Annotated in this window: 15 protein-coding genes and 3 pseudogenes; 11 read left to right on the plus strand and 7 right to left on the minus strand. The window is 69.7% G+C overall.

Annotated features, from left to right (window positions below; genetic code table 11):
• The first annotated feature begins 18 nt into the window (after positions 1–18).
• The 6 genes and pseudogenes from ACFYPJ_RS22990 to ACFYPJ_RS23015 form a co-directional block, all read left to right on the plus strand.
• Positions 19–660, plus strand: coding sequence for a GntR family transcriptional regulator (locus tag ACFYPJ_RS22990; protein ID WP_389020144.1), 642 nt, complete (start codon positions 19–21; stop codon positions 658–660).
• Between the two features lie 155 nt (positions 661–815).
• A complete protein-coding gene (locus ACFYPJ_RS22995) occupies positions 816–1,028 on the plus strand; it encodes a hypothetical protein (RefSeq protein ID WP_389020147.1) in 213 nt (70 codons plus the stop codon).
• Between the two features lie 543 nt (positions 1,029–1,571).
• Complete coding sequence (locus tag ACFYPJ_RS23000; protein ID WP_389020150.1) at positions 1,572–3,062, plus strand: M1 family metallopeptidase; 1,491 nt, start codon at positions 1,572–1,574, stop codon at positions 3,060–3,062.
• Between the two features lie 86 nt (positions 3,063–3,148).
• Positions 3,149–4,351 (plus strand): sensor histidine kinase, encoded by a 1,203-nt coding sequence (locus ACFYPJ_RS23005; RefSeq protein ID WP_389020153.1) that lies wholly within the window; start codon positions 3,149–3,151, stop codon positions 4,349–4,351.
• Entirely contained in the window at positions 4,348–5,049 is a 702-nt protein-coding gene (locus tag ACFYPJ_RS23010; RefSeq protein ID WP_389020155.1) for a response regulator, read from the plus strand. Before ACFYPJ_RS23005 ends, ACFYPJ_RS23010 begins: the two co-directional genes overlap by 4 nt.
• Positions 5,050–5,298: 249 nt before the next feature.
• Positions 5,299–5,776, plus strand: a pseudogene (locus ACFYPJ_RS23015) (helix-turn-helix domain-containing protein); the annotation flags it as partial.
• A 16-nt stretch (positions 5,777–5,792) separates the two neighbouring features.
• On the opposite strand, the gene ACFYPJ_RS23020 reads toward ACFYPJ_RS23015, so the two are convergent.
• From ACFYPJ_RS23020 to ACFYPJ_RS23030, 3 genes and pseudogenes are all read right to left on the minus strand, one after another.
• The gene (locus tag ACFYPJ_RS23020; RefSeq protein ID WP_389020158.1) at positions 5,793–6,605 is read right to left on the minus strand and encodes an IS3 family transposase; all 813 of its coding nucleotides are present in this window, start codon (positions 6,603–6,605) and stop codon (positions 5,793–5,795) included.
• Positions 6,562–6,762: pseudogene (locus ACFYPJ_RS23025) on the minus strand (DDE-type integrase/transposase/recombinase); the annotation flags it as partial. The gene ACFYPJ_RS23020 and the pseudogene ACFYPJ_RS23025, both read right to left, overlap by 44 nt.
• A gap of 261 nt (positions 6,763–7,023) precedes the next feature.
• Positions 7,024–8,067 (minus strand): alpha/beta fold hydrolase, encoded by a 1,044-nt coding sequence (locus ACFYPJ_RS23030; RefSeq protein WP_389020160.1) that lies wholly within the window; start codon positions 8,065–8,067, stop codon positions 7,024–7,026.
• Between the two features lie 190 nt (positions 8,068–8,257).
• Between ACFYPJ_RS23030 and ACFYPJ_RS23035 the strand changes: the two genes are divergently transcribed.
• The 4 genes from ACFYPJ_RS23035 (at position 8,258) to ACFYPJ_RS23050 (ending at position 13,404) form a co-directional block, all read left to right on the plus strand.
• Complete coding sequence (locus ACFYPJ_RS23035) at positions 8,258–8,563, plus strand: hypothetical protein (RefSeq protein WP_389020163.1); 306 nt, start codon at positions 8,258–8,260, stop codon at positions 8,561–8,563.
• Positions 8,560–9,834, plus strand: a complete 1,275-nt coding sequence (locus ACFYPJ_RS23040; protein ID WP_389020165.1) for a hypothetical protein — start codon at positions 8,560–8,562, stop codon at positions 9,832–9,834. The genes ACFYPJ_RS23035 and ACFYPJ_RS23040 overlap by 4 nt, the downstream gene beginning before the upstream one ends.
• 14 nt (positions 9,835–9,848) lie before the next feature.
• Positions 9,849–11,684, plus strand: coding sequence for a ricin-type beta-trefoil lectin domain protein (locus ACFYPJ_RS23045; protein WP_389020168.1), 1,836 nt, complete (start codon positions 9,849–9,851; stop codon positions 11,682–11,684).
• Positions 11,685–11,910: 226 nt separating this feature from the next.
• A complete protein-coding gene (locus ACFYPJ_RS23050; protein WP_389020171.1) occupies positions 11,911–13,404 on the plus strand; it encodes an alpha/beta fold hydrolase in 1,494 nt (497 codons plus the stop codon).
• 183 nt (positions 13,405–13,587) lie between these two features.
• On the opposite strand, the gene ACFYPJ_RS23055 is transcribed toward ACFYPJ_RS23050, so the two are convergent.
• Together ACFYPJ_RS23055 and ACFYPJ_RS23060 are read right to left on the minus strand one after the other, a co-directional pair.
• Complete coding sequence (locus tag ACFYPJ_RS23055) at positions 13,588–13,968, minus strand: hypothetical protein (RefSeq protein WP_389020174.1); 381 nt, start codon at positions 13,966–13,968, stop codon at positions 13,588–13,590.
• A 452-nt stretch (positions 13,969–14,420) separates the two neighbouring features.
• Positions 14,421–14,588: a hypothetical protein gene (locus ACFYPJ_RS23060; RefSeq protein ID WP_389020176.1), complete on the minus strand. Its 168-nt coding sequence runs from the start codon at positions 14,586–14,588 to the stop codon at positions 14,421–14,423.
• Positions 14,589–14,959: 371 nt separating this feature from the next.
• Between ACFYPJ_RS23060 and ACFYPJ_RS23065 the strand changes: the two are divergent.
• A pseudogene (locus ACFYPJ_RS23065) lies at positions 14,960–15,806 on the plus strand (serine hydrolase).
• A 41-nt stretch (positions 15,807–15,847) separates the two neighbouring features.
• Here the strand turns inward: ACFYPJ_RS23065 and ACFYPJ_RS23070 are convergent.
• Both ACFYPJ_RS23070 and ACFYPJ_RS23075 read right to left on the minus strand, forming a co-directional pair.
• Positions 15,848–17,020 (minus strand): aminoglycoside phosphotransferase family protein, encoded by a 1,173-nt coding sequence (locus tag ACFYPJ_RS23070; protein ID WP_389020179.1) that lies wholly within the window; start codon positions 17,018–17,020, stop codon positions 15,848–15,850.
• Positions 17,017–18,150: a TIGR03857 family LLM class F420-dependent oxidoreductase gene (locus ACFYPJ_RS23075; protein WP_389020182.1), complete on the minus strand. Its 1,134-nt coding sequence runs from the start codon at positions 18,148–18,150 to the stop codon at positions 17,017–17,019. Before ACFYPJ_RS23075 ends, ACFYPJ_RS23070 begins: the two co-directional genes overlap by 4 nt.
• Between the last annotated feature and the right edge of the window lie 43 nt (positions 18,151–18,193).

Here is an 18,193-nt window from a genome sequence, read left to right on the forward strand (position 1 = left end):
AGGGGAGGGCCACCTCACATGCCAATCGACAACCGCCCGCTGCGCGAGCAGGTCAAGGATGAGCTGATCAAGCGCCTCGGGAGTGGCACGATCGCGACCAACGAGCCGATCAACGAGGTACAGCTCGCCACCGAACTCGGGGTCAGCCGTACGCCGCTGCGCGAGGCACTGATCACCCTGGAGCGTGAGGGGGTCATCAGCAGCGAGCGCGGCCGGGGTTTCCGGTTCACGCCGCTCAGCGCGCAGGAGTACCGCGATCTGACGGCGATCGTGGCGACGCTGGAGGCCCTGGCCCTGGAGTCCAGCGACCTGGAGCACCTGCGGGCGGCGGCTCCCCGGCTGCTGGAGGAGGCGCGCGCCTTCTCCGCCCCGCAGGCGCCGCACGACGTCATAGAGCGGTACGACGACGCGTGGCACGAACTGCTGCTGTCGGGCTGCACCAACGAGCGGCTGATGAAGCTCATCACGCCGCTGAAGGTGACGATGCACCGCTATGAGCGTGTCGCGCTCGGCGACCAGGACGTCCTGGAGCGCTCCGCCGAGGAGCACGAGCGGATCGCGCAGTGCCTGCTGCGCGGTGATCTCGACGCGGCGCTGGCGGCGCTCAAGGAGAACTGGAACAGCGGGATGCACCGAATCCTGGAACACCTCAAGGACTGAGGGCCGCGCCGGTGCGCGGGGGCAGCACGGTGGGGCGGAGCGCCGAGGCGCCCGCCCCGGTGCATCGGGCAGCGTCGGCAGGGACCGTGTGGGACTCGTAAGGTTATCGCCGCAGGCCGTGATGGTAGGGCACTCTCAGTTGGGACCACGCCCGCGTGATCATCTCGATGCTCTACAAGGTGGCCCTCCGACTGCTGTCCTTCCCCGGGGTGCTGTTGCGCCGTGACACCGCCAAGGACGCCGAGTTGCTGGTGCTCCGGCGTGAGAACACGGTGCTGCGCCTGTGGGGTGCCATAAGTCCGCATGTCCTCTGGTCGTCGGCAGGGGCTCGCAGTTGCAGGGCCCGGTGCCGCCGCCCGGAGTTGTAGTGCTCGGCAGGTAGCGGAAGCCGGTGGCGCGCTCGCCGAGGTCGGACAGCAGGTCGCGGGCGAGGTGCCGAGCCAGCGGCGCAGCGCCAGCAGCTCGACGTCCTTGGCTCGTTGGGAACGGGCGAGCAGGAGGAGCAGCCCGAGGAGGCGGGCAAGGGCGAGATGGACCATGCGGAGCACCACGGACTCGAACATGCCATGAGCGGAGGCGGGCCTCGAAGTCCCAGGCCGAAGCGGGTACGAGAGTTATGGCACCCCACAAGGCAGCGTAACCCCCGCTCAGCGCACGTACGGGACTTTTGGAACCGCACAGGGACCCCAATCGACGGCGGCTGTACGCTCCTTCGACCGTCGGGGTACTCCCCACCGGATACGCGGTCGATGCGGCACGCCCGCGCCCGCGAAGGACAGCCCGAGTCTGCGGTCCGTGCCCGAGCCGCCGGGCATCGCGTTCCGGCCGTCGGCCTGCCGGCCGATGGCCGACCCGGAGAACCGGCCGCGCGGCCGATCCCAGGGTCCGGCGACGGGGGCGAGGCTTCCCCCATGCCACGGAACATCTCGACTCCCAGGAGTGCGGCAGCACTTGCCGCCGTCGTGCTCGGCCTGACGGCGTGTGCCCCGGCCGAGGCCGCTCACGCCCCGAACCCGCCCCGCCCCGGCGCCGCGGGAATCGGCGACCCGATCCACCCCGGGCTCGGCAACGGCGGCTATCAGGTCGGCCACTACGCGCTGAACCTGCGCTTCGCGAAGGACCTCAAGCACTACACCGCCCTCTCCACCGTCCGGGCCCGTGCCACCCAGGCCCTCAGCCGGTTCGACCTGGACCTCGCCGGCACCACCGTCCGCGAGGTGACCGTCGACGGCCGTCCGGCCCGCTGGTCACGGACCGGCGAGGAACTACGGGTGACACCCGCAATGCCGCTGCAGCGCGGAGAACGGTTCACCGTACGGGTCCAGGTCCAGGCACCCGTAGCGGACACCCAGCAGGTGACGAAACTCGGCGTCGGCGGGGCCTACGGCATGGTCCGGTACGGCTCGTGGATCCAGACCAGCAGCCAGCCCTCCGGGGCTCACCGCATCGCCGCCCTGGCCGACCACCCCGCCCAGAAGGCACCCGCCACCATCACCGTCACGGCGCCGTACCGCCTGAACTCCATCGCCAACGGCGAACTCACCGCCACCCGTCAGCACGGCGCGGACACCACCCGCACCTTCGAAAGCCGCCAAAGGCTTGCCCCCGAACTGCTCCAGATCGGTGTCGGTCCCTTCTCCGTCGTCCGCCACGGCGGTCCGCACGGCACCACGTTGCGCTACGCGCTCCCCCGGCGGCAGGCGCACGCCATCGAACCGCAACTGAACAAAACCGTTCCCGAGGTCATGCGGTTCCTGGAACAGCACCTGGGCCGGGGCAGCTTCCCGCTGCGCACCTACGGCGTCTACGCCTCCCCGCTGGGCGGCGAGTTGGAAACCCAGTCCCTGACCCTGCTGGCCGCGGAGACGCTGACCCCGCAGGCATACCAGGACAACGGCACGGACGCCATCGTGGCGCACGAGATGTCCCACGAGTACTTCGGCAACAGCGTCTCCCCGCGCCGCTGGAGCGACCTGTGGCTCAACGAAGGCCACGCCGTCTACTACCAGAGCCTGTGGGGAGCCAAGGCGTACGGCACCAGCGTGGAGAAGTCGATGCGCGAGCTGTACCAGGAGATCAACACCCACCTCGGCGAGGAAGGTCCCATCGCCGCGCCCCGTCCCGACGCCGTCAAGCCCCGGACGATGGCACCCTACGGCTGGAACGCCTACCAGGGTGGCGCGCTGACGCTGTACGCCCTTCGGGAGAAGGTCGGGGAGGCCGCCTTCCAGCGCATCGAGAGCGCCTGGGTCCGGCAGTACCAGGACGGCGTCGCCGGCACCGAGGACTACATCCGTCTCGCCGGCCGCGTCACCGGCCAGGACCTGAGCGCGTTTCTCCGCTCCTGGCTGTACGGCGAGAAGGTCCCCGAGATGCCAGGCCACCCCGACTGGCGGTCGTGAACCCCGTGTCACGGCGGCGCGGGTGGCCACTCGTTGCCGCCGGGCCCGCGGGCCGATCCGCTGCCCGGCTCCGTACCCTGCATGCTGTGGAACCTGACACTCCGCTCACTCCCGCCGTGCGGCGGCTGCTCACCTGCCTGCTCGTGGCCGGCCTGACACTGCTGTTGCTGGTGGACATCGCGCGCCCCGTCCTGGCCGGCACCCTCGACGGCGGGCTGCTGCAACTGCTGACGCTGTGCTTCGGCATCCTCACCGCACTCGCCCTCTTCCTGCCCTTCCAGGGCCCTGGCCCCGAGGTGCGGGCCGCTATCGCGGCCCTGGGATCGCTGGCACTGACGGCCGCGCTCCTCGACAGGGCACCGCTGGAGTTCTCCTGGGGGCTGCTGGAGAACGCGGCCCTGATGGGCCTGCTGGTGCGCACCGCACGCCGGATACCCCGGCCGGCCGCCGCGGTGGTCCTGTCGGCAGCCCTGAGCGCCGCGGTGATCGTCCTGCCCCTGCGCGGCATCACCGGCTACGACGCGCTCTCGCTCTCCTTCCTCCTGACCTTCATGGTCGGCGGCGCCGTGGGCCTGGGCTGCTACCTGCGCCTGCTGGACGCCCGGCGGGCCCGGGCCGTGACCCAGGTGCGCCACAACGAGCGCATGGAACTCGCCCGGGATCTGCACGATTTCGTCGCCCACCACGTCACCGGCATCATCGTGCACGCGAACGCCGCCCTGATCATTCAGGAGAGCCAGGCCGATCAGGTCAGACCGCTGCTGGAGGGCATCTCCCGGGCCGGCTCGGAGACCCTGGACTCCATGCGCCGGCTGGTGCGGGTGCTGCGCGAGGAAGACCACCCCGCCGCCCGGCCGGGCGAGATACTCACCGAACTGGAGCGTCTCGTATCCGCGTTCTCCGATCAGGACGTCGCGGCGAGGCTGGACGCCGCGCCGGAGGTGCGAGGAGCCCGGCTGGCCCCCGAAGTGGAGACCTCCGTCCACCGTGTGGTGCAGGAGGCCCTGACGAACGTCCGCCGGCATGCTCCCGGTGCGGACACCGCCGTCCATCTGGACCTCGACCGGCACGGCGAGGACCGTCGGCTGCGGGTTCAGGTGCGCAACGCTGCACCGTCGGCGCGTTCCGCCGTTCCCACCGGGGGCCGCGGCGGCTTCGGCCTGGTGGGCCTGCACGAACGCGTCGCCGCCGTGGAAGGCACCCTCACCACCGGCAGGACACCGGACGGGGGCTGGAGCGTGACCGCACTCTTCCCGCTCCTGCTTCCTGTGGAAGGATCATCGTCATGAAGGGTGCCGACGCTGTGAACAGGCCCCTCGGTGCCAGGACCCGCGTGCTGATCGCGGACGACCAGGAGATGGTCCGTACGGGCTTCCGGCTGATCCTGGGAACCCAGGACGACCTGGAGGTGGTCGGCGAAGCGGCGGAAGGCGCCACCTGCGTGGAACTCGCCCGCAGGTTACGCCCGGACGTCTGCCTCGTCGACGTCCGCATGCCCGCGCTGGACGGCCTGGAGGTCACCCGTGCCCTCGCCGGACCGGGCGTCACCGACCCGCTGCGAGTGGTCGTCGTGACCACCTTCGACCAGGACGACTACGCCTACACGGCCCTGCGCAACGGCGCCTGCGGCTTCCTGCTCAAGGACGCCCCCTCAACCCTCCTCATCGAGGCCGTGCGGTCCGCCGCCCGCGGCGACGCCCTCGTCTCACCCGCCGTCACGGTCCGTCTGCTCAGACACCTCACCGAACAGCAACCGCGCCGTACCGTGCCGCACACCCTCTCCGAGCGCGAACTCGACGTGGTAAAGCTTCTTTCGGTCGGACGCACCAACCAGGAGATCTGCGACGAGTTGTACCTGTCCCTGGGCACCGTCAAGACGCACCTGGCCAACACGAAGGACAAGCTGGGCGTCCGCAACCGTGTCGAGATCGCCGCCTGGGCCTGGGACAACGGGATCGTGCGGGAACGTCACCCGCCGTCCGTCTGACCGCTGCCGCCCCTCTTGCAGCCGGCCTCCATCTCATCCTGCGGCTGCCCGCCGCCGTGGACACCGCCACCGTGGTCGCGGCGGCGGCCGCCCGATCGCTGCGTGGCGCGGACCTTGTACGTGGCGAATATTGCATCCGCGCTGGTCACAGGCATGACCGGGGGTCAGCGGTGTGCAGCTGATGCGTCAGCCTTTGGCGCGGGGGGGCTTCTTGGAGCCCGTCTGGGCCGACTGCGAGGATGCTCGACTGTGCTGTTGCGACTGCCGTATCTCGCCCTGTCGACCGCCTTCAGCTTCATACGGCTGTCCCCGTGGGGCGATCGGGAGAAGGATCTGGAGATCCTGGCGCTGCGCGACCAACTCCTCGTGCTGCAGCGGCAAGTAGGAATGCCACATCTGACCTGGCCCGACCGGGCTGCTCACCGCACTGCTGCACCGCCTCCCCCGGGTGCGGCTTCGTCAGATCCATTTGATCGTCTCCGCTGACACTGTGCTGCGCTGGCACCACGAGATCCTGCGCCGACGCCACGCCGAGGCCTCCCGCCCCAAGCGCCGGGGCCGGCCCCGCACCGTCCGCTCCATCCGCGCCCTGGTCCTGCGCCTCGTGCGAGAGAACCCACAATGGGGCTACAGGAGCGTGCACGGGGAACTCGCCGCGCCCGACGTCAAGGTCGCCGCTTCCACCGTGTGGAGCATCCTCAAGGAACACGGCATCCTGAACTGCCCCGGGTTCGGTAGAGATCTCAGATTGTGGTTGTGACCTGGGGTTTCGTGAGTTCCGTGTAGTAGCTGGCTTCGTACTCGACGGGCGGGATGTGCCCTGTCTCACCGTGGAGTCGGCGGTGGTTGTACCAGTCGACCCATTCGGCGGTGGCCAGCTCGACCTGGGAGAGTGTCTTCCAGGGCCGCTGGGGTTTGATCAACTCGGTTTTGTACAGGCCAATCGCCGATTCCGTCAGGGCGTTGTCGTAGGCGTCGCCGACCGAGCCGACGGAGGCGGCGATGCCGGCGGCGTCCAGGTGTTCGGCGAGCTTGAACGATGTGTATTGCGACCCGGCGTCCGAGTGATGGATCAACTCACCCGACCGGATGAGGTGTTGGTCGCGGTCGCGTTGCCAGATTGCCATCTCCAGAGCGTCCAGGACGAAGACGGTCTCCTTCACGGTGGCGGCCGACCAGCCGACGATCCGACGGGAGAAGGTGTCCACGACGAACGCGATGCAGACGGTCGCCGACCAAGTCTTCACAGGGGTGAAATCCGCGACCCAGCACCGGTTGGGGGCGTCGGCGATGAAGTCGCGGTCAAGACGGTCAGGGGCCCGCTCGACCTGCCCGCCGGGCAGCGTGGTGATCACGCGCTTGCCGCGGACCGCACCCTGGATGCCCATCTCGCGCATCAGGCGCTCGACGGTGCAGCGGGCCACCGCATGTCCCTGCCGGTTCAGCTCGCGCCAGATCTTCCGGGCCCCGTAGACACGGTAGTTGGCGGTGTGGACCTGGCTGATCAGCTCCTTGAGCTCCGCGTCCCGCACCGAACGTGTCGGCCACCTGGCCACGGCGGGCGACGGCGGATTCCAGCGCGTTCACCGCGAGGCAGAACTTCATCCGGGAGTCGATGGAATGGCCCACGATGCGGCCCGAGAACACGTCCTTGACCGCGCACAGATACAGCTTGCCCTCGCCGGTTGGATGTTCGGTTTCGGCGGTCACGTAATTCCCCAACCGCGTGGTCACGATTCCCCACCGGGGCGCCGACCATCGATGGTGCCTGTGGGGTTCCAAAAGTCTCGTACCTGCTTCGACCCCGGCTCGGCACAGGGCTCCGTCAAGTTCCGTGATTGCGTGGAGGGTTGGCGATCAGCTGGTAGGGGCGGAGCGGGAGGAGGCACGGAACTTGACGGAGCCCTGAGGAGGACGCCGGTGGGCCGCCGCGCCGGGGGGCGACGCGGCGGCCCCAAAAGGCAGTGGAGGCGGTCAGGCCATGGCGTCGGCTTCGAGGATCGCCGAGGTGAACGCCTCGGGCTGTTCCTGGGGGAGGTTGTGGCCGGCGTTCGGGACGATGTGGTGGGTCCAGGGGCCCGTGAAGTGCGCCGCGTAGCCGCTTCCGTCGGTCGGCGGGATGACACCGTCGGCCTGGCCGTCCAGGGTGACGGCGGGGACGGTGATCTTCGGCAGCTCCAGGAGCCGCCGCTCCAACTCGGCGTAACGGGGGTCGCCAGGGGCGGCGGCCAGGCGGTGGCGGTAGCTGTGGATCACCACGTCGACGTAGTCCGGGTTGCCCCACAGTCGCGCCGCCTCCTCGAACTCGGCCTCGGTGAACTGCCACTGGGGCGAGTTGCGGTGCCAGACGACGCGGGCGAGGTCCTCGCGGTTGCGCTGGAGGCCCTTGAGGCCGCGCTCGGTGGTGAAGTAGAAGAAGTACCAGTAGCCCTCCTCCAGCGCGGGTGCGATCGGCTCCTGGGCGACGGCGAGGTTCTGGATGAGGTAGCCGTTGACGGAGACCAGTCCGGTGCAGCGCTCCGGCCACAGCGCCGCGGCGACGTCACCGGCCCGGCCGCCCCAGTCGTAGCCGGCGAACGTGGCCCGCGGGATGCGCAGCGCGTCCATGAAGTCGATCAGGTCCTGGCCGAGCGCCGCCTGCTCGCCGGAGCGGAAGGTGTCCGCATGGCGGAAGCGCGTCTCACCGTGGCCGCGCAGATAGGGGATGTAGCAGCGGTAGCCGCGGCGGGCGAGCGCGGGCGCCACCTCAGCGTAGGAGCCGACCGGGCTGAAGGGCCAGCCGTGCAGGAGGAGCACAGGCTTGCCGTGCGCCGGGCCGACGTCGTGGTAGGCGATGTCGAGGAGGCCGGTGCGGATGTGCCGGACGGGCCCGAGGCCGTGCGGGGTCCGCCCGGCCGCGGCCTGGGCGGCCGGGGCGCCGGTGAGTGCCGAGGCCTGGCCCGCGCCGGCCAGACCGGACACTCCCGCCATCGCCGCCGTCGCCGTCATGGCCTGGGTCAGTCGCCGTCTGCTGATCATGTCGCTTCCTGGTGTTCTATCCGGAACGTGCGAGACACATGTGCACACACCCACCATGCGTCACTGTCCTAACAGGTGACGAGCATCCTCGGGTCAGGTGCCTCTGTCAAGGAGCCACTTGTGCAGTATTCGGCCAACGGCCGGCCCGAGGTGAACTTGGCATCACCCCGTACACGATGCGAAGGAACCGATGCACAGACACAGACCCGGCTGGGGCGCGCTCACGGCCGGTGCCGTGACCGCCCTGGCCCTCGGACTCACCGCCCCGACCGCGCTCGCCGCCCCGGCGGCCGCGCAGCAGGCGGCGGCCGCCCAGGCGGACCCGACGGCGTGGCAGAACGGCGCCTTCCAGGTGGACCGTTCCGCCGTCGTTCACCGCTCCGACGTGGTGCTCGGGCGGGCGAACACCGACCCGACGGGGCCGGCAGCAGCGGAGACACCTTCGCCACCCTGCTCGGAATCACGGCCGGCGGACGCAACGTCACCTCCTCGGTGACGGACGGCGACAGTGTGCAGGTCGCCTTCAACCCGGCGGCCGACGGCTCGTTCCGGGTCGTCGTCGCCGCGCCGCACTGGACGGGCGGCGACGCGGGCGCGACGGCCACGTCGTACCCGGGCAGCGACGCCACCGTCTCGTCCGCGAGCCTGAAGTCCCCGCACACCGCCTGGTGGCACGACTTCTGGGACCGGACGAACCCGGTGAAGATAGAGTCGGCCGACGGCACGGGCTCCTACGTGGAGAACCTGCGGACGGTCTTCCTCTACCAGCCGGCCGCGAGCAACCGGGGTTCCCTGCCCGGTGCCCAGGCCGGTGTCGCGGACCTGTTCTCCTTCACCCGCGACGAGCACGACTGGTCGCCGCGCGACTACTGGTGGTGGAACCTGCGTATGCAGGCCGCCGCCAACCTCAGCTCGGGCGTCTCCGACCTGAACACGCCGTTCTACGACCTCTACACCTCCAGCCTCGCGAACATCGAGGCGTGGACGAAGGACCACATGCCGGGACATACCGGCGCCTGCGTCCCGGAGACGATGCGGTTCAACGACAACGGCTACATCGACTCCGGCACGGGCAACGCCTCCTGCGAGGCGAGCCTGACGTCGTACAACGCGCAGACGATCACCACCGGCGCCGAGGTGTCGCTGGCGCTGTGGCAGCAGTACCGCACCAGCGGTGACCTGCCGTTCCTGCGGGAGAGTTACCCGCTGATGAAGTCCAGCGCGCAGTTCCTGCTGTCGTACGCCACGACCGGCAGCGACGGCCTGCTGCACACGAAGGCCAACGCGCACGAGCCCCAGTGGAACGTCAGCGACCCGGTCACCGACATCGCCGCCATGCAGGCACTGTTCCCGGTGATCGTCTCCGCGACGAAGGCGCTCGGCACCGACACCGGCCTCCAGACACAACTTATGGCCGCGCAGGCCAAGTTGCCGCCGCTGCCACGTACGGACGCCGCGACCCACACCAAGGTCCTCACCTCCTCGTCGGACGCCGCGGGCGACGACGTGATCGCGCTGTCGGCCGAGCCGGCCACCGTGACCCACAACTCCGAGAACCTGGACCTGGAGCCGGTGTGGCCCTACGGCCTGATCACCGACTCGGGCGGGCTGCACGGCCTCGCGGTGCGCATCTACGACAACCGGCGCTGGCCCAATGACGCCAACTGGAGCTTCGCCGCGCTCCAGGCGCCCGCCTGGGCAAGGCCGACGCGGTCAAGGCCGGCCTGCTGTTCAACGTCACCAACCAGCTCTATCCCTCGGGCCTGACCAGCAACAACAACGTGCTGACCGGCCGCGAGCCGTACAGCGAAACGGTCGGCGTGATCGCCGCCGGTGTCAAGGAGGCGCTGGTGCAGGACTACGACGACGTGCTGCGTGTCGCCCCGGCGGTCCCGTCGGACTGGGACGTCGACGGCACGGTGACCATGCACGACAACGCCAAGGTGGACGTACAGACACGGAACGGCCTCCCGGTCACCGTCGCGCTGGAGGCCGGTTCGGCAGCCTCCTTCGTCACCCGCAACCCGTGGCCCGGCGAGTCGGTCGGCGTCGTGGACGCGGCGGACGGCTCGACGGTCGTGGCGTACTCCACGGCCGCGCAGTTCACCATCCCCGCCAAGGCCGGGCACGACTACCTGATCCAGCGCAAGTCCGCGCCGGTCAACTCGCTGACGTTCCAGAAGGTCAGCGGTACGGCGGCGGAGCTGCCCGAGCACCTGGGCAAGACGCAGATCGGCCTCGACTTCCCGGCCTCGCCCGCCCCGGCCGGTCCGGTGGGCGCGCTCACCGCGGTCGGCGGACTCTGCGTCGGCCACGCCTCCGGGCTCGCCAACGGTACGGCCGTGCAGACCCAGACGTGTGACGGCGGTGCCTCGCAGGTGCGGATCGCGGGCCGGGACGGGGCGCTGTGGGTGCAGGGCAAGTGCGTGATGCCCGCGGGCAAGAGCGGCTCGTCCGGCACCGCGCTGGTGCTGGCGGCCTGTGACGGCTCCACCGCCCAGCAGTGGAAGGCCACTTCGAACCGCACGCTCGTCAACCAGGCCTCCGGCCTGTGCGCCGAGATCAAGGGCTCGTCGACCACGCCGGGTATCGCCCTGGCCACCGCGACCTGCAACACGGCCACCGCAGGGCAGAAGTTCGACCTGCCCACCACCCCGGCCGGTCCGCAGGGGCATCTCACCGGCATCGCCGGTATGTGTGCAGACAGCGACGGCGGCAGCCAGACGCCGGGCACCGCCCTGGTGCTGAACACCTGTGGCTCCTCCGACTCCCAGCAGTGGCGGGTCGCGTCGGACGCCACCATGCGGCTGTTCGAGTCACGGTGCATGACGCCCGACAGCGGCGCCGCGTCCGGCAACGGCAGCCAGGTGGTCCTGCAGATCTGTGACGGCTCCGCCGTCCAGAAGTGGCACGCCGACGCCGACGGCACTCTCGTCAACGACACGACCGGCAAGTGCGTCGCGCTCAAGAGCGGTGCCGTCGCCGACGGCACCAAGGCCCTCCTGGCCGACTGCAACGCCTCTTCCACCGACCAGCAGTGGACCTGGGCCGCCAACCGCGGTCTGGTCAGCAAGAAGTCGGGCACCTGCCTCGACGCCACCGGCCCCAGCTCCGCCAACGGCACCCCGTTGCAGATCTGGGCCTGCGCCGTCTCCGACAACCAGCGCTGGCAACTGCCCGCCGGTGTACCCACCGGGCACGTCACGGGCCTCGGCGGCAAGTGCGTCGGCCTGAACGGGTCAGGTTCCACCAACGCCGCCGCCACCGCGCTCCAGTTGAACACCTGCGGCACGGGGATCTCACAGGACTGGTCCGTCGCCGCCGACGGCAGTGTGCAGGTCCTCGGCAGCTGTGTGGGCGTCGCGAACAACGCCACCGCCAGCGGCACCGCGGTGACGCTCCAGGTGTGCAACGGAAGCAACGGGCAGAAGTGGACGACGGGCGCCAACAGCAGCCTCGTCAACACCCTGTCCGGCCGCTGCCTGGACGCCACCGACGCCAGCTCCGCCAACGGCACCGAGCTGCAGATCTGGACCTGCGGCGGTTCCGAACAGCAGAAGGGAGCCTGCCGACGACGACTTCGACGGCCTCAGCGAAGCGGGCCTGACCACCGGTAAGGCTGTCAGGAGCTACGAAGAACCGTAAAAGGTGCCCGTCCCCGTCCCGGGGGCGGGCACCCGGCGTTCTCCCCCGCCCTTGAGCCCCCACCGAAAGTACGACCCCCGCCCTCCGGAGCGCTCGGTTCTCCGGCCTTTCGGCCGATGCGCCGCGCGGTGGCCCGCCGGGATCGTGGAGCCGCATCCCCTCCACGACCGGCGCCACGACGAAGGGCGGCCCCCACCCATGACCGGTACCAGGAAACCGACGCGTACCCTGCTGGCCCTCGCCTCCGCCCTGGTGGTGGCGTCCGCGGCACCGACGGCGGCGGCCACCACCGACCACTCGCACCTGTCCTGGAAACCCTGCCGCGCCCTCGTCCACGACTGGGACCAGAAGGACGGGCGCAGCGAATGCGCCACCGTCGCCGTCCCGTTGGACTACGCCCGCCCCCAGGGCCGACAGGTCCGCCTCATGGTCAGCCGGAGCAAGGCCAGCGCTCCGCGGAAGCGCAAAGGCGTCCTGCTGATCAATCCCGGCGGTCCGGGAAACCCCGGCCTGGAGATGCCGAGGATCATGAGCGAGACGACCGTCGCCGGAATCGGGGTGGACCACGACCTCATCGGGTTCGACCCGCGTGGCATCGGGTTCAGCGAGGGCAAGGAGTGCGCTTCGAGCCCCGAGGACGGGCCCGATCCGGACCCGAAGGCGAGCGAACACGAGCAGTTCGCCCAGGGCTACCGGCAGACCGCCCGCTACAACCGGCGCTGCGCCGGGTACGACCCCGAGTTCATCGGGAACCTCTCCACCACCGTCATGGCCAGGGACATGGACCGGATCCGGATCGCCCTCGGCGAGGAGAAGATCAGTTTCTACGGCATCTCGTGGGGCACCGCGCTCGGCGCCGTCTACCGCAGCCGCTACGACCGCCATGTCGACCGCATGCTGCTGGACTCCGTCATGCCGCCCGACTTCAGCATGCGGACCATGAACGACGGCCCGGTCGCCGCCGCCGACGCGAACTTCGCGCGGTTCGCCCGCTGGACTGCCGACCGGGACGGCCGCGACCGCCTGGGCCGGACCCCGGCGGCGGTGACGCGCACGGTGGTGCGGCTGGCACGGCACCTGGACGGGCACCCCCGTACGATCGCCCTGCCCGACGGCCGTTCGGTGAACTTCACCGGCGGGCGGCTGCGGGGCATCATGAGCTACCCGCGCGGCCTGTGGCCGGACATGGCGGCCACCGTCGTGGCGCTGCGCGACGGCGGCGTCCCGCCGCTGGTGGGCGACGACGACGAGAACGCCCGCAGGAGCGCGGGTCTTGAGGACTCCGACACCGCCGGACTGCTCGCGCAGATCTCGGTGCTCTGCAACGACCAGGGCGCGGACCCCGGCGAGGGGACGCTGTGGCGCCAGGACCGGCAGCGTCTCGCGGCCTCTCCCCTGTTCAGCTGGGAGGCCGGCTACCAGTACTGGTGCGCCGGCTGGCCGTCGGCCGCGCAGCCCTGGCGGCTGAAGCGCAGCACCAGCGCGTTGCAGCTCGTGGGGCACCGCTTCGAGACGGTCACCCCCTACCGCTGGGCGCGGGACATGCGGGCACGTGTCGGCGGTGCGCTGCTGACCGTCGAGGACGGTGTGCACGGCTCGCTGTCGCAGACGTCCTGCGGGAGCAGGGCGGTGGAGTTCTTCAGCACCGGACGTGTCTTCGACGGCAGTTGCCCCGGAGTCCCGGGGAGGTGAACCTTGCGCAGCGGAAACTGCGAATTCCAGCCACCTTACGCCCCGGACAGAACCGCCATGGATCCAGGGCTTGGTCAAGTTCCGTGTCCTGGTTGTTGGTGATGCCCAGGATGGCGAGTGCTCGTTCGGGTTCGTGGCCGATGGCTCGGGTGGTCTTGGCGATGTTGTCGGCTCCGAGGATCTTCAGGGTGCCGATGACGAGGTTGCGGATGGTGGCCATGGCGCGGGGTGCGGTGCCGGCGTCTTCTTCGTCTCGATCAGCCAGGTGATGTTGGCCTTCACCGAGTGGAGGGCATCGAAGGTGACGACGGTGTCGGCGAGGTCGAGTGGCGCCAGCAGGGGCTTGAAGTGGCGCACTTCGTTGGTCTTCGCACCGACTTCGACCTGGGCGATCGTGGCGGCGCGGTCGTGGGTGACCGCCGAGAGCAGGTGACGGCGCGGCGCGGCCAGGCGGCCTGAGCCCTTGATGGCCTTGCCGTCCACGGCGATGACCTGCCGCGATCGGGCCTCGGGCACGTCCGCGGACGCGGTGATGCGGTGCCGGTCGGCCAGGTAGGCGCCCACAGCCTGGTCCAGGGCGTCGCCGTCAAGTGCCTGAAGGACGCGTCCGAGAGTGACCGGCTTGGGGCCGCGCCGCCAGCCGAGCAGGTGACGGCGTACCCCGAGGATGCCAGCAGCGAGTTCGTGGCCCGCTCACCGAACTCGGCGAGCTGGTCGATGCTCTTCGCGCCGCATACGGCCGCGCAGGCACACACCAGCAAGATCACCCGTCAGCGAGTACCACCGGCCCCGGCATGAGCGCGGATCCGGAACCGATTCGAGGTAGGGACGCAGGTCAGCGATCCGGTCCGCATCCAGCGGCCCCAGTTTCTCCAGCACGGCAGGGATAGGGGAAGATGCAACAGCAGGCACGGGACATTCTCGTGATCATCTGGCTTCGACACCACAATGATCACGAACCCCCGTGCCTGCTCTGCTGTCCGCCCCTACCAGCTGATCGCCAACCCTCCACGCAATCACGGAACTTGACGGAGCCCTGGGCTCGGCACCGCGACTTCGTGGCGCAGCGCCAGCAGCTCGACGCCCTTGGCTCGTTGGGAACAGGAGAGCAGGAGGAGCAGCCCGAGGAGGCGGGCAAAGGCGAGATAGACCATGCGGAGCACCACGGAGCTCGAACATGCCATGAGCAGAGGCGGGCCTCGAAGTCCAGGTCGAAGCAGGTACGAGAGTTATGGCACCCCACAGGGGGTGAGCCAGGGGCGGATGGCCCGTTACGCCTTCGGCCAGCAGGGCTGTTGGGGCGGGTGGGGCTCGGCTGGGCCCCCTCTCTGGTCCCTCGTCGGGACATAGATCCGGTGCGGTGGCGTCCAGAGGTCCGGGTGGGGCGAACCAGTGGTCCAGCAGAATGAAGTGACCTCCCAACAGCCCTGAAGCACGCCTTCGCGCTGAAGCGAGCCGAGCGTGAACCATGGTTCCGCGGCCCATGACGCCGACAGCGGACACGCTCACGGTGAACACCCTGCCCGGCACGGTCGCCGGGTGCCGCGGTGAACGGATGATCGAAGAGACGATTGCCGAGGTGTTCGCGGCCGGCGACTGCCGGGGAAGCCTGAGCGCGCTGGAGATCGACGGACCGGGGCGACTATCGGTGGCGGGTGGAGAGCTCGCGGTGGCGGCCTCCACATTCAAGATCACCATCGGCCTGGCGTTCTTCTGCCAGGCAGCGGAGGAAGAACTGGACCCCACCGAGCGAGTGGTGGTCTCGCCGGTCGAAGCGTCGCTGGGCGGGGGGGCTCTGCATCACCGAGGACCCGGTGGAGATCTCGCTGCGGGATGTCGCCCGGCTGATGCTGACCATCAGCGACAACACCGCGGCCGACGTGCTGATCCGCCGGGTCGGCATCGAACAGGTCAAGGCGCGCCTCGCCGCGCTCGGCTTCACCGGCTTCCACCTGCCGGACACGATCCAGCATGAGTTCGACAGCGCGGCCCGCGACGCCGGATTCGCCGGCTGGGACGCGATGGCCGACGCGGTCCGGGACGCCATACAGCCGGAGGAGGGCAAGGCGATATGGCAGCGGGTACTGGCGTCGCCGGGGATGCGACCGGGGCGGATCAGCAGCGCGACTGCTGACGACATGGCCGCCCTGGTCCGCGCGGTCTGGCGCAACGAGGCGGGTCTCGCCGAGGCCTGCTCGAAGCTGCGCCGAATAATGGGACAGCAGCGGCTCACCCGGAAGATCGCCACCGGCTTCGGGCCAGAAGTGCTCCCGCGCGTCCCCGTGGCCCGGTCGCAGCGGGGCCGCTCCCGGGCTGGGACTGCTCGCACCGCAATTCGAAAGTTCGGACGGCTCGCTTCCGCCATGCGGAGTGTGTCCCACCGTCAGACGGCACGGCGGTGAGCCGTCGGCCGCAGGACTTCCAGCAGCGGACGGACCTCCTCTCAGTCGAGCAGGCGTGCGGCTTCCGTGTCCAGGACGAGGTCCGCGGCGCCGCGTATGAGCCGCGTCCACATCTCGTCACCCCGTTCCGTCCGTTCCAGCGTTACCGATGTGAAGATGGTGAGCAGGAACGGCGAGAGGGACGCCGCGCGATAGCTCTCCCACGCGTCCGCAAAGCCGAAGTCCCGTATGCCCGCTTCCTTCAGCCCATCGGCATAGGCGTCGAGCAAGCCGCTCTCGATGGTGCGCCGTGTCTCGGTGTCGACGCTGGAGGCGAGGAAGACGGCCGCGTCGAGGCCCGGTGGGCCCGGACAGGTGGTCTGCCAGTCGACGACCGTCAGCGAAGGCGCCGATGACACCTTGCCGAACAGCATGTTGTCCAGACGGTAATCGCAGTGGGCGACGACGAACGGCGGTTTCCAGACGGCCTCGAAGGCATGCGGAGATCGTGGCCCCAAGGCTTCGACGAGAGCGATGTGGCGACTGTCCAACCGTTCCCCGAACCGGTTCACGAACTCCTCGACCGCGCCGGGCACCTCTTCGAACAGCTTGCGCATGCCGCCGAGGTCCAGCCACGGCAGCTGGTACAGGAGCGGATGGTCCCACAGAGGGGCTTGCAGACCGACCAGTTCGCTGATCGCCAGGGCGGCCTGCCCGGCTGTCGCGCCTTCCATCATGTCGCCCGCCGTGGAGGTGGGCGCGAGATCATCGAGGACCATGGTGAATCGCCCGGTATCGTCTTCCAGCGCTCCCCAGTGCAATGCAGGCGTGCGCAAGCTGACAAGGGGGGCGAGCTGCTCGTAGAAGCGGAGTTCGGAGCGGTAGACACCCATGGTCACACCCACCCGACGGCTGCCCTCGTCGAGGGAAGGCTGCTTGACGACCAGCGTGGCGGGGGCGTTCGCCGGGCCGTCGTAGGTGAGGGCCACGCGGGTGACGGAACCGAGCTGACCGGTCCCGATCTGCTGGGCGTCGACCGACGTGACAGCCGTCCCGGGACCGATGGTGCCTGCCTCGCGCAGGACGCGGGTGAACCACGTCGGGGTCAGGTCCTCAAGCCTTTCGGCGATCAAGGCCGTCATGGACTCGGACTGCCCCAGAGACCGCCGGGGCGGCGACACCGACGGTGCGGCAAGCGGTCGGCCGCCGTCAGCGTGATGTCCGGCCCGGGTCATGGCCGGCTCCTGTCCCGCCAGGCCGCGATCAGCGAGGCGTTCTGCATAGGAGTCGACCCATAGGTGGCCACTTCGTCGGCGCCCGCGTCGCGGTAACGCTGCAACTGCTCGACGCATTCGGCGACGGTCCCGATCGCCGAGCTGTTCTTCACCCACTCCCAGGGCAGCTCGGCGGCGGGGCCCAACATCTCGTGCCGATGGAAGGCGTGGCCGGCTGCACGATCCAGGCCCCGGAACTGTTCGTGGTTACGCAGGCGCTCGATCGGTTCGGGGGACCAGCCGTTCTCGGCAGCGAGCATGTCGCCGTAGTAGCGGAACTGCAGATAGTTCACCAGCCGACCGGCGGAGATGGAGATTGCCTCCTCCTCGTCCATATCGGGCGCGGTGATGACTGGAACACAGACTCGGACACTGGCGGGATCGCGGTCGATCCTCTCGCATGCTTCGCGGATGCGTCTGACCGCCTTGCGGGTGGCCTCGGGTGTGAACATCGGAGGCAGCAGAACACCGTCGCAGGCCCGGGCGATGACCTCGGCCCCCTTGTTCTTGGCCATGCCCGCGAGCCAGATCTGCGGCGGGGCGCCGTGATAGGTGTGGGAGAAACGGAGGTTGTCGAAGCGACCTGCCGGGCCGTCGTAGTGGACCGTCTCACCGGCCCACAGGCGCCGATAGATGCTGATGTAGTCGACCATGGCCTGGAAGGTCGCAACCTTGATGCCCATTCCTCTGAGGGCATCCCCCTCCCCACGGCCGAGCCCCAGGACGAAGCGCTCGCCGAAGGCAGCGTGCATGGTCGCCCCGAGCGAGGCGGCGGCCCAGGGCTGGCGGGTGGTCGGGACGATGGCCCCGGTGCCGATACCCAACCGCGTCGTGCGTGCCGCCACCCCCGCGAGGATCACGTCGGCAAGTTTGATGTTCAGGCGCTCGGACAGCCACACCCGGGAGAACCCCAACTGTTCGGCATCGACACCGTCCTGAATGCCCTGAGCAGGTGTCCGGCCGTCGGTTTCACGCTGAAAGCGGTCGGGGTCGGACCCGACGGCGCCAGCGATGATCCACGCGCTCATGTCCTCGACGACCGGCGCCATTCCGTCCGTCGCTCCGGCCGGGGCGATGACCCCAGTAGTCACGGATGTTCTCCTCTGTTCGAGCTGTGTGATGCGGTATTGCGCG

The sequence above is a fragment of the Streptomyces sp. NPDC006012 genome, assembly GCF_042871185.1.
Classification (GTDB): domain Bacteria; phylum Actinomycetota; class Actinomycetes; order Streptomycetales; family Streptomycetaceae; genus Streptomyces.

Bases quoted from the DNA above. Each gene is read 5' to 3' on its own strand.
- ACFYPJ_RS23030 (WP_389020160.1), bottom strand. From the start codon at position 8,067: ATGATCAGCAGACGGCGACTGACCCAGGCCATGACGGCGACGGCGGCG.
- ACFYPJ_RS23060 (WP_389020176.1), bottom strand. From the start codon at position 14,588: ATGGCATGTTCGAGCTCCGTGGTGCTCCGCATGGTCTATCTCGCCTTT.
- ACFYPJ_RS23035 (WP_389020163.1), top strand. From the start codon at position 8,258: ATGCACAGACACAGACCCGGCTGGGGCGCGCTCACGGCCGGTGCCGTG.
- ACFYPJ_RS23050 (WP_389020171.1), top strand. From the start codon at position 11,911: ATGACCGGTACCAGGAAACCGACGCGTACCCTGCTGGCCCTCGCCTCC.
- ACFYPJ_RS22990 (WP_389020144.1), top strand. From the start codon at position 19: ATGCCAATCGACAACCGCCCGCTGCGCGAGCAGGTCAAGGATGAGCTG.
- ACFYPJ_RS23010 (WP_389020155.1), top strand. From the start codon at position 4,348: ATGAAGGGTGCCGACGCTGTGAACAGGCCCCTCGGTGCCAGGACCCGC.
- ACFYPJ_RS23070 (WP_389020179.1), bottom strand. From the start codon at position 17,020: ATGACCCGGGCCGGACATCACGCTGACGGCGGCCGACCGCTTGCCGCA.
- ACFYPJ_RS23000 (WP_389020150.1), top strand. From the start codon at position 1,572: ATGCCACGGAACATCTCGACTCCCAGGAGTGCGGCAGCACTTGCCGCC.